This window comes from Streptomyces iranensis, assembly GCF_017874715.1.
Classification (GTDB): domain Bacteria; phylum Actinomycetota; class Actinomycetes; order Streptomycetales; family Streptomycetaceae; genus Streptomyces; species Streptomyces iranensis.
This window is the reverse complement of record NZ_JAGGLR010000024.1, coordinates 191,637-204,507: the sequence shown is the minus strand read 5'-3', so window position 1 is coordinate 204,507 and position 12,871 is coordinate 191,637. Positions and strand designations below refer to the sequence as shown.

Here is a 12,871-nt window from a genome sequence, read left to right as displayed (position 1 = left end):
CAACCGCACCACACTCTCCAACAACGGATGCCCGGCACTACCCCGACCCATCGCGCCGCAGGACGCCCAGTAGCGGCGGTGCTGGAAGGGATACGTCGGCAACACCACCCGACGACCGCTCGGAATCAGACGCGTCCACTCCACAGAAGCGCCATGAGCCCACGCCTCAGCCAGACCCGCCAGCAAACGACGAGCCCCCGCATCATCACGCTCAGCCAGACTCGCCGCCCACACCTGCGCCCCACCATCATGGACCACAGACGACAGGACCCTATCCGGGCCGATCTCAACAAACCCGGCAACGCCACGCTCATGCAGATAACGGACCACGTCGTGGAACCGGACCGTGCCAAGCGCCTGCTCGACCCAATAACCCGGGTCACCCAGCACCACCGCATCGGCCACGCCCCCGGTCACCGCCGACACCAACGGCACCCGCGGCTCCCCGAACCGGATCCCCGCCACCACCTGCACCAGCTCATCGGCAATCGGACGCATCAACGGAGAATGGAACGCATGGCTGACCTCCAGCCAACGCACCTTCCGACCCGCCAGCCGCCCTATCGCCTCCTCGACCGCCTCCCGATCACCAGAAAGAACCACCGCCGACGAACCATTCACCGCCGCCACCGCAACCCGGCCCTCCACACCGGCCAAATCCACCTCATGCTCCCCCGCCTGCACCGCCGCCATCGCCCCGCCCGACGGCAACGCCTGCATCAACGCACCCCGCGCCACCAACAGCCGCACCGCATCCTCAAGCGTCAGCACACCAGCCACAAACGCCGCCGTCACCTCACCCACCGAATGACCAGCCACAAAATCCGGCTTCAAACCGGCAGCCCGCGCCACCGCCGCCAAACCAGCCTCGAACGCGAACACCGCCACCTGCGTAAACGCCGTCTGGTGCACCTCAACCCCACTGAACATCACCTCCCGCAACGAACAGCCCAACAACGGATCCGCCACCGCACACACCTCGTCAAACACTGCCGCGAACACCGGCGAGCACTCCGCCAGCTCACGACCCATACCAGTCCACTGCGACCCCTGCCCCGGGAACACCCACGCCACCGGACCGCTGGTGACCGGTCCAGCCGCCTCTACGACCGCCAGACCCCGATCCAGCTCTTCGCGATCCGTCCCGAGCACCACCGCACGGAACTCCAGCCCCGCCCTCGACGCCGCCAACGACCCCGCCACATCAGCAATGTCGACCCCAGCCGGGACAACCGACACCAGCCGATCAGCCAACACCCGCAGCGCCACATCCGACCGCGCCGACAACACCCACGGCACCACACCACCCGTCACCACCGGCAGCGCCGACCGGGTCCGCACCGGCTCAGCGGGAGCTTCTTCGAGGATCACGTGAGCGTTCGTGCCGCTGATCCCGAACGCGGATACTCCTGCGCGCCGGGGGTGGTCCGCCGACTCCCATTCCTGCGCCTCGGTCAGCAGCCGTATATCACCGGCCGACCAGTCCACGTGCGGCGACGCCTCACCCGCGTGCAGCGTCGCCGGGAGCGCCCCGCGCTGCAGCGACTCGACCATCTTGATCACACCGGCGACACCGGCCGCCGCCTGGGTGTGGCCGATGTTGGACTTCACCGACCCGAGCCACAACGGCCGCTCCTCGGGCCGCTCCTGCCCATAGGTCGCCAGCAGTGCCTGCGCCTCGATCGGGTCCCCAAGCGTCGTCCCGGTCCCGTGCCCCTCGACCACGTCCACATCAGCCGGGGACAACCGGGCATCAGCCAGGGCCCGGCGAATGACACGTTCCTGCGACGGACCGTTCGGAGCCGACAGACCGTTCGACGCGCCGTCCTGATTCACCGCACTGCCCCGCAGCACCGCCAGCACCGGATGCCCGAGCCGCTGAGCCTCCGACAACCGCTCCAGCACCACCACACCGACACCCTCACCCCAGCCGGTGCCGTCCGCCTCGGCCGAAAACGGCTTGCACCGGCCATCGGCCGCCAGCCCGCCCTGCAAAGCGAACTCCGCGAACATCACCGGCGTCGCCATCACCGTCACGCCCCCGGCCAGCGCCAGCGAGCACTCGCCGTTGCGCAGCGCCTGCGCGGCCAGGTGCATCGCCACCAGCGACGACGAACACGCCGTATCCACCGTCACCGCGGGGCCTTCCAGGCCCAGCGCATACGACACCCGGCCCGACGCCACGCTCGGCGTGTTCCCCGTCAGCCAGTAACCGTCGGCCGCTCGTTGGGAAGCGAGCGCGGAACCGTAGTCCTGGGCGGATAGTCCGGCGAAGACACCGGTGTCGGAGCCGCGCAACTCCGAGGGGTCCAGGCCCGCGCGTTCCAGGGCTTCCCAGGACACTTCGAGCAACAGCCGCTGCTGCGGGTCCATCGCCACCGCCTCACGCGGCGACACCCCGAAGAACCCGGCATCGAAGTCCGCCGCACCGGACAGGAACCCGCCCACCCGCGCATACCCGGCAGACTCGGTCTCCCAGCCGCGGTCGGCCGGGAAGTCACCGACCGCGTCAACGCCCTCGGACACCAGCCGCCACAGATCCTCCGGCGAGGCCACCCCACCGGGGTAGCGGCACGCCATCGAAACCACCGCGATCGGTTCTCCCGTCGGCACCCTCTCTGTGACGACTGCCGTCGGCGTCGCGGCGGCCACGCCGGTCACCTGAGCCAGCAGATAATCGGCCAGCACCTGCGGTGTGGGGTAGTCGAAGACCAGCGTGGCCGGCAACGCGAACCCGGCCGCCACAGCCAGCCGGTTACGAAGCTCCACCGCCGTCAGCGAGTCGAAGCCCAGATCCCGGAACGCCCGCCCCGACTCCACACCGCCCACATCACCGTGGCCGAGAACGGCGGCGGCGTGTTCGCGTACCAGATCCAGCAGGACATGCGACCGCTCGGCCTCGCCCAGGCCGGCCAGCCGGCGGGCGAGGGTGCCCCCGCGCTGTGTGGCCGCGGCGGCCGGGCGGGGCACACGGACCAGATCGCCAAGCACCGACGGCAGCGCGTAGCCGGAAGTGACCGCATCGCGGACCGCGCCCACGTCAAGACCGGCCGCCACCACCGGCTCGCCACCGGCCACCGCCGCGTCCAGCAGCCGCAGCGCCTGCCCGGTGGGCAGCGCCACACCGCCGCCTCGCGCCAGCCGGGCCCGGTCCGTCTCGGTCAGCGTGCCGGTCATGCCACTCGCCTGCTCCCACAAGCCCCAAGCAATCGACACCGCGGGCAATCCAAGCGCCGTCCGATGCGCGGCGAGGGCATCCAGATAGGTGTTGGCCGCCGCGTAGTTGCCCTGTCCCGCACCGCCCAGCAGCCCGGACAGGGAGGAGAACAGCACGAACATCCGCAGGTCCAGATCCCGCGTCGCCTCGTGCAGGTGCCAGGCGGCGTCCGCCTTGGCGGCCACCACCCGCCCCAGCGACTCCCCGGTAAGCGACGTCACCGGCATGTCCTGAAGTACCCCAGCCGCGTGCACCACCCCGGCCAGCCCCGGGATGTCCGCCACCAGCGCGTCCACCGCGGAACGCTGCGACAGGTCCACCGCGACGATCCGCACCCGCGCCCCGAACTCCTCCAACCCGGCGGCGAGTTCGTCGGCGCCGGGGGCGTCCGGCCCCGACCGGCTGGCCAGCACCAGATCCCGTATCCCGTACCGGACCACCAGATGCCGGGCGACCAGGCCACCCAGCGTGCCGGTGCCGCCGGTGATCAGCGCCGCACCGTCGCCCACCCCCGGCAGGCGCAGCACGATCTTGCCCACATGCCGGGCCTGGCTCATGAACCGCAGCGCCGCACCCGCTTGGGCGGCCGGCCACACGGTGACGGGCAACGGGACGGCCGTCTCCAGGACCCGCTGCCACATCGCGGCAACCCGGTTGGGGTCCAAGTCCCCCAGGTCGAAGGGGACCTGACGCGGATCACGGATATCAATCTTGCCCAGCTCCACGAACCGGCCACCCTCGGCCAGCATCCCCAGCGAGGCGTCCAACAACTCCCCGGTCAACGAGTTGAGCACGACGTCGACTTGGCCGAACTCACTCGCGAAATCCGCCGTACGCGACGAAGCGATGTGCGTCACGCCCAGCTCTGCCACCGCGGCCTGCTTCGGCGGGCTCGCCGTCGCGAACACTTCGGCCCCCGCGGCCAACGCCAGCCGGACCGCCGCCATGCCGACCCCGCCCGACGCCGCGTGGATCAGCACCCGATCCCCTGAACGCACCCGGCCCAGATCGAACAACGCGTGATAGGCGGTCAGGTACGCGATCGGCGCTGCCGCCGCCTCGACATCGCTCCACTCGTCCGGGATCGGCACCATCAGCCGCGCGTCGGCCACCGCGAGCGATCCGAACCACGGGAACAATCCCATCACCCGCATGCCGGGCACCAGACCGGTCACCTCGGGGCCGACCTCGACCACGACCCCGGCACCCTCGCCGCCCGGTTGCCGGGAGTCGGCGGGGAGCATATCCAGGGCCTTCAGCACGTCGCGGAAGTTCACCCCGGTCGCGCGGACCGCGACCCGCACCTCGTACGCCCCCAGCGGCCGCTCGGCATCCGGGGCCGCAACCGCCTGTACCCCGTCCAGGTTCCCGCCGGCAGCCCACTCCAGGCGCCACGCTCCCGGACCCTGCGGGAGTTCCAACCTGCCCGGAACCGTGCGCAGGCGAGGCACCAACACGGCACCCGCCCGCAAGGCCAGTTCCTTTTCCCCCGTAGCCAGGGCGGCGGCGACGGCCTCAGCGGATTCGGGGCGGCCATCGTCGTCGAGCAACGCCAGGCCCGCGTCCGGATGTTCGGCCATCGCCGACCGCACCAGACCCCAGACCCCAGACCCCGTCAAACCAGCCACGGTGTCGCCCGCCGCGGCCGCGACCGCGTCACGGGTACGGACTGCCAGCCGCGACCCCGCCGGATACGCGGCCTCCAGCCACGCCTGCACCAGGGCCAGCGCCCCGGGCAGATCCGCGGGCTCAGCCCAGGCAAGCACCGGCTCGTCCGCCACCTCAGGCAGATCCAGCTCCGGGCCCACCCGCACCCAGGCCTGCTCCGATGCTGACCCCAGGCTCAACGGCGCCCATTCCAGCGACAGCAGCCCCGCACCCGTACTAGGCCCGGCGAGCTGGCTGGCATCGGCCGGACGGGAAACCATCGCCGCCGCCGACACCACCGGCTGACCCTCACCATCGACGGCCAGCAGAGAAAACGCATCCGACCCGGCCGGGCTCAACCGCACCCGCAACGCCGACGCACCCGTCGCAAGCAACCGCACATCACGCCACGCGAACGGCAACCCGATGGGACCACCGTCCTCGGCGGCGGCGATCAGGACGTGCAGAGCGGCGTCCAGTAGAGCCGGGTGGATCGCGAACCCGTCCTGGGTATCCTCTGCGGGCAGCTCGACCTCGGCATACAGATCCTCACCGAGCCGCCAAGCCGCCTGCAGACCACGGAACATCGGCCCGTACTCGTATCCGCGAGCCGCCATGACCTCGTAAGCGTCATCAAGGGGCAGTGGCTGCACGCCTTCCGGGGGCCACGGCCCGTCCAGGGTCGCGACCGTCCCGCTCGGGTCGGCCAGAGTCGCGCTGGCGTGCCGGGTCCACTGCTCCCCGGTACGGGAGAACACGGCCGCCTGGCCGCCCTCGACCGATACCTGCAGATCGACCGGGCCGCCGTTGAGGACAAGAGGCTGCTCGAAAGTGATCTCCCCGATCGCGGCAAGCCCCGCCCGGTCACCGGCGTGCAGCACCAACTCCGCCAACGCCGCGCCGGGAACCAGCACCGTCCCCGACACCGCATGGTCCGCCAGCCACGGACTCGTCGCGGCCGACACCCGCCCCGACAACACCCAACCCGCATCCTCAGCCAACCGCACCGCACTCTCCAACAACGGATGCCCGGCACTACCCCGACCCATCGCGCTACCCGACGCCCAATAACGGCGGTGCTGGAACGGATACGTCGGCAAAGTGACCAGGCCGCCCTGGGGAACCAGACGCGCCCAGTCCACCCCCGCCCCATGAACCCACGCCTCAGCCAGACCCGCCAACAGACGACGAGCCCCCGCATCATCACGCTCGACCAGACTCGCCGCCCACACCTGCGCCCCACCATCATGGACCACAGACGACAGGACCCTATCCGGGCCGATCTCCAGGAACCCGGCCGTCCCGCGAGCGTGCAGGAAGCGGACGACATCGTGGAACCGGACCGTGCCAAGCGCCTGCTCCACCCAATAACCCGGGTCACCCAGCACCACCGCATCGGCCACGCCCCCGGTCACCGCCGACACCAACGGCACCCGCGGCTCCCCGAACCGGATCCCCGCCACCACCTGTGCAAGCTCATCGGCAATCGGACGCATCAACGGAGAATGGAACGCATGGCTGACCTCCAGCCAACGCACCTTCCGACCCGCCAGCCGCCCTATCGCCTCCTCGACCGCCTCCCGGTCTCCGGAGAGCACCACCGCCGACGAGCTGTTCGCCGCGGCCACCGCAACCCGGCCCTCCAGACCGGCCAAATCCACCTCATGCTCCCCCGCCTGCACCGCCGCCATCGCCCCGCCCGACGGCAACGCCTGCATCAACGCACCCCGCGCCACCAACAACCGCACCGCATCCTCAAGCGTCAGCACACCAGCCACAAACGCCGCCGTCACCTCACCCACCGAATGACCAGCCACAAAATCCGGCTTCAAACCCGCAGCCCGCGCCACCGCCGCCAAACCAGCCTCAAACGCAAACACCGCCACCTGCGTAAACGCCGTCTGGTGCACCTCAACCCCACTGAACATCACCTCCCGCAACGAGCAACCCAACAACGGATCCGCCACCGCACACACCTCGTCAAACACGCCCGCGAACACCGGTGAACACTCCGCCAGCTCACGACCCATACCAGTCCACTGCGACCCCTGACCCGGGAACACCCACGCCACCGGACCGCTGGTCGCCGGTCCAGCCGCCTCAACGACCGCCAGACCCTGCTCCAACTCCTCACGGTCAGCACCCAGCACCACCGCACGGAACTCCAGCCCCGCCCTCGACGCCGCCAACGACCCCGCCACATCGGCAATGTCGACCCCAGCCGGGACAACCGACACCAGCCGATCAGCCAACACCCGCAGCGCCACATCCGACCGCGCCGACAACACCCACGGCACCACACCACCCGTCACCACCGGCAGCGCCGACCGGGTCCGCACCGGCTCAGCGGAAGCCTGCTCAAGGATCACGTGTGCGTTCGTGCCGCTGATGCCGAACGAGGACACCCCGGCCCGTCGCGGACGCCCGGCGGACTCCCACGGCTGGGCCTCGGTCAGCAGCCGTACGTCCCCGGCCGGCCAGTCCACATGCGGCGACGCCTCACTCGCGTGCAGTGTCGGCGGCAGCATTTCGTGCCGCATCGCCTCGACCATCTTGATCACACCGGCCACACCGGCCGCCGCCGAAGTGTGCCCGATGTTCGACTTCACCGACCCGAGCCACAACGGCCGCTCCTCCGACCGGTCCTGCCCATACGTCGCCAGCAACGCCTGCGCCTCGATCGGGTCCCCGAGCGCCGTCCCGGTCCCGTGCCCCTCGACCACGTCGACATCCGAAGCGGAAAGCCGGGCATCGGCCAGGGCCCGCCGGATCACCCGTTCCTGCGACGGACCGTTCGGCGCCGACAGGCCGTTGGACGCCCCGTCCTGGTTCACCGCACTGCCCCGCAACACCGCCAGCACCGGATGCCCGAGCCGCCGCGCCTCCGACAAACGCTCCAGCACCAGCATCCCGACGCCCTCACCCCAGCCGGTGCCGTCCGCTCCGGCCGAGAACGCCTTGCACCGCCCGTCCGACGCCAGCCCGCCCTGCAGGGCGAATTCCGCGAACACCTCCGGCGTCGCCATCACCGTCACGCCCCCGGCCAGCGCCACCGAACATTCGCCGTTCCGCAACGCCTGCGCGGCCAGGTGCATCGCCACCAGCGACGACGAGCACGCCGTATCGATCGTGACCGCCGGACCCTCCAGGCCGAACGCGTACGCCACGCGCCCCGACGCCACGGAGGACATCTTGCCCGTCAGTCGGTAGCCCTCGCCGCCCGGCGCGGAACCGTAGTCCTGGCCGATCAAGCCCGCGAAGACGCCAGTGTCCGTGCCCTTCATAGCGGCCGGGTCCAGGCCGGCCCGCTCCAGGGCTTCCCAGGACACTTCGAGCAGGAGTCGTTGCTGCGGGTCCATCGCCGTCGCCTCACGCGGCGAGATCCCGAAGAACTCGGCGTCGAAGTCGGCCGCACCGGACAGGAAACCGCCCACCCGCGCGTATCGGGCCGACTCCGTCTCCCAGCCCCGGTCGGCCGGGAAGTCGCCGACCGCGTCAACGCCGTCGGCGACCAGCTGCCACAGATCCTCCGGCGAGGCCACCCCACCGGGGTAACGGCAAGCCATCGACACGATCGCGACCGGCTCATCGACCGACCGCGACACCGGAACGACCTCGGCACCGGCCGGGGCCGCACCGGTCGCCTGGGCCAGCAGATACTCCGCCAGCACCTGCGGCGTCGGGTAGTCGAAGACCAGCGTGGCCGGCAACGCGAATCCGGCCGCAACGGCCAGCCGGTTACGAAGCTCCACCCCTGTCAGCGAGTCGAAGCCCAGATCCCGGAACGCCCGGCCCGACTCCACACCGCTCGCATCACCGTGGCCGAGAACGGCGGCGGCGTGTTCGCGTACCAGATCCAGCAGGACGAGCAACCGCTCGGCTTCGCCCAGGCCCAGCAGGCGGCGGGCGAAGGTACTCGCGCCTTGCCCGCCCGCGGCCGTCCGGCGGGGCGCACGGACCAAGTCACGCAGCACCGACGGCGGCGGCGTCCCGGCCGCGGTCGCGTCGCGGGCCGCGCCCACATCCAGTCCCGCCGCGACCACCGGTCGGCCCGCGCTCAGCGCCCGGTCCAGCAGGCCAAGTGCCTGCTCGGTCGGCAGGGCCACACCGCCGACGCGGGCCAGCCGGGCCCGGTCGGTGGCGGTCAGCGCACCGGTCATGGCGCTGGCCTGTTCCCACAGGCCCCAGGCGATCGAGACGGCGGGCAGCCCCTGGGCCGTCCGGCGGGCGGCGAGAGCGTCCAGGTAGGTGTTGGCCGCCGCGTAGTTGGCCTGCCCCGCGCCGCCCAGCAGTCCCGACAGCGACGAGAACAGCACGAACATCCGCAGGTCCAGATCCCGCGTCGCCTCGTGCAGGTGCCGGGCCGTCTCGGCCTTGGCGGCCAGCACCCGGCCCAGCGACGCGGGGCCCAGCGAGGTCACCGCCATGTCCTCGACGACTCCCGCCGCGTGCACCACCCCGGCCAGATCCGGGGTATCCGCCATCAGCGCGTCCACCGCGGCACGGCCGGACAGGTCCGCGGCCGCGATCCGCACTCGTGCGCCGGTCGCCTCCAGTTCGGCAGCGAGTTCGGTGGCGCCGGGCGCGTCCGGTCCGGAACGGCTGACCAATACCAGGTCCCGCACGCTGTGCCGGTCCACCAGGTGCCGGGCGACCAAGCCGCCGAGCGTTCCGGTCCCACCAGTGATCAGCACCGTGCCGTCGAGGGCGGGCCCGATGGTCGACCGGCCGACTGGTACTGGTCGCAACCGCGGCGCCAGAACCGCCCCGCCACGCACGGCGATTTCCCTTTCCCCGGTGGCCGTGGCCGCGTCGGCGATCGCCTCGGACTCGGGACGGCCGTCGACATCGAGCAGCACCAGGCCCGCATCCGGGTGCTCGGCCATCGCCGACCGGACCAGGCCCCAGATCCCCGCCGACTCCAGCCCGGCCACGGTGTCCCCGTCCACCGCCGACACCGCGTCACGGGTGCGGACCGCCAGGCGTGAGCCGACCGGGTAGCCGGCCGCCAGCCAGCCCTGCACCAGGGCCAGAGCCGCGGGTACGTCCGCCGGTTCAGCCCAGGCGGTCAGCGGCTCATCCGTCATCTCGGGCAGGTCCCGTTCGGATCCCACCCGCACCGGCAGCCGCTCCGGCTCGGGTCCGGGGTTGACCGGTGCCCATTCCAGAGCCAGCAAGCCGGCGCCCGCGGCCTGGCCGGGGGCGGCCAGCCGGCTGATGTCGGCGGACCGGGAAATCATCGCGGCGGCCGATACCACCGGCCGGCCTTCGCCGTCGACGGCCAGCAGAGAGACAGCGTCCGGCCCGGCCGGGCTCAGCCGGACCCGCAGCGCCGACGCACCGGTCGCGTGCAACCGCACGTCCCGCCACGCGAACGGCAACAGCACCCCGTTGCCGTTCCCGGCGGCGATGAGGGCGTGCAGGACCGCGTCCAGTAGCGCCGGGTGGATCGCGAACCCGTCCTGCCCCTCCCCCACGGCGGCGGGGAGTTCCACCTCGGCGTACAGGTCCTCACCGAGCCGCCAGGCGGCCTGCAGGCCACGGAACGCGGGCCCGTAGTCAAACCCCCGCGCCGAGATGACCTCGTAGGTGTCCACGTCCGGCAGCGGCTCTGCCCCGGCCGGAGGCCACTGCCCGTCCAGGCCGGCCACCGTCCCGACCGGGTCGGCCAGGGTGGCAGTGGCGTGCCGGATCCACTGCTCTCCCGTACGGGAGAAGACGCTCGCCCTGTCCCCGTCGACCCGTACCTGGAAATCGACCGGGCCGTGGCCGTTGAGCACTATCGGCTGCTCGAACGTGATCTCCCCGATCGCCGGCAGCCCAGCCCGATCCCCGGCGTACAGCACCAACTCGGCCAGCGCCGCCCCGGGCACCAGCACCGTCCCCGACACGGCGTGATCAGCCAGCCACGGGCTCGTCCCCGCCGACACCCGGCCCGACAACACCCAGCCCGCGTCCTCGGCCAGCCGCACCGCGCTGTCCAACAGCGGATGACCCGCGGTGCCCCGCCCGGTCCCGCCACCCGACGCCCAATAGGGGCGGTGCTGGAACGGATACGTCGGCAGCGTCACCTGACGGCCGACCGGGATCAGACGGGTCCAGTCCACCGCCGCGCCATGAGTCCACGCCTCGGCGAGACCGGCCAGCAGACGACGAGCCCCAGCGTTTTCACGTTCGGCCAGGCCGGCCGCCCACACCCCGCTGCCGCCGCCGTCGTAGACCACGGCCGACAACACTCTGTCCGGGCCGATCTCAAGGAACCCAGCCGTGCCACGCCCATGCAAGTAGCGGATGGCGTCGTGGAAGCGGACCGTACCCACCGCCTGCTCGACCCAATGCCCCGGGTCGCCCAGCACGTCCGCGCCGACCACACCGCCGGTGACCGCCGATATCAGCGGCACCCGCGGCTCCCCGAACCGGATCCCCGCCACCACCTGTGCCAGCTCACCAGCGATCGGGCGCATCAACGGAGAGTGGAACGCATGACTGACCTCCAGCCAACGCACCTTCCGGTCCGCCAGGCGGCCTACCGCCTCCTCGACCGCTTCCCGGTCACCAGAGAGCACCACCGCCGACGAACTGTTCACCGCCGCCACCGCGACCCGGTCCTCCAGACCGGTCAAATCCACTTCGTGTACACCGGCCCGCACCGCCGCCATCACTCCGCCCGGGGGGAGCGCCTGCATCAACGCACCCCGCGCCACCAGAAGGCGCACCGCATCCTCGAGCGTGACCGCCCCAGCCACATGGGCAGCCGTCACCTCACCCACCGAGTGTCCGGCGACAAAGTCCGGCACCAAACCCGCCGCCCGCGCCACCGCGGCCAAAGCGGCCTCGAACGCGAAGACCGCCACCTGGGTGAATCCGGTCTGATGCACCTCGGCGCCGGAGAACATCACCTCCCGCAGCGAGCGGCCAAGCAACGGGTCCGCCACCGCACACACCTCGTCCAGCACGCCCGCGAACACCGGTGAACACTCCGCCAGCTCACGGCCCATACCGGTCCACTGCGACCCCTGGCCCGGGAACACCCACGCCACCGGACCCCGGGTGACCGTCCCGGCCGTCTCCACCGCCGCCAGCGCGCCGGCCAGTTCCTCCCGGTCAGCGCCCAGCGCCACCGCCCGGAACTCCAGGCCGGCCCGGCCCCGCGCCAGCGACCCCGCCACGTCCGCGATGTCGGCCCCAGCGGGGAGATCCGAGGCCAGCCGGCCGGCCAGCGCCCGCAGCGCCGGGGCCGACCGCGCCGACAGCACCCACGGCACCACGCCACCGGTCACCACCGGCTCCGCCGACGGGGCCGCGACCGGCTCGGCGGGGGCTTCTTCGAGGATCACGTGGGCGTTCGTGCCGCTGATCCCGAACGACGACACCCCGGCCCGGCGCGGCCGTCCATTGGCCTTCCAGGACCGCGACTCGTTCAGCAGCAGCACGTCCCCGGCTGACCAGTCCACATGCGACGATGCCTCATCGGCGTGCAGAGTCGGGGGCAGCGTCTCGTGCCGCATCGCCTCGACCATCTTGATCACCCCGGCCACGCCGGCGGCGGCCTGAGTGTGGCCGATGTTGGACTTCACCGACCCGAGCCACAACGGGCGCTCCTGCGACCGTTCCTGCCCATAGGTCGCCAGCAACGCCTGCGCTTCGATCGGGTCCCCGAGTGCCGTCCCGGTCCCGTGCCCCTCGACCACATCGATACCGCCCGGGGTCAGCCGGGCATCGGCCAGGGCCCGCCGAATGACGCGCTCCTGGGACGGACCATTGGGAGCCGACAGCCCATTGCTGGCGCCGTCCTGGTTCACCGCACTGCCCCGCAACACCGCCAGCACCGGATGCCCGAGCCGCCGCGCCTCCGACAGCCGCTCCAGCACCAGCACACCGACACCCTCACCCCAGCCGGTGCCGTCCGCCTCGGCCGAGAACGCCTTGCACCGCCCGTCCGACGCCAGCCCGCCCTGCACCGCGAACTCCGCGAACGTCCCCGGGGTGGCCATCACCGTCACGCCC

1 protein-coding gene (running past both ends of the window) is annotated in these 12,871 nt (G+C 71.7%); it reads right to left on the bottom strand.

Every position in this 12,871-nt window falls within one protein-coding gene, locus J2Z30_RS51140, for a type I polyketide synthase, read on the bottom strand. The gene is 30,507 nt long; 3,507 of those nucleotides lie to the left of the window and 14,129 to its right, leaving coding positions 14,130-27,000 in view (codon 4,710, partial, through codon 9,000, complete); reading right to left, the first codon wholly in view occupies window positions 12,868-12,870. The start codon and the stop codon both lie outside this window.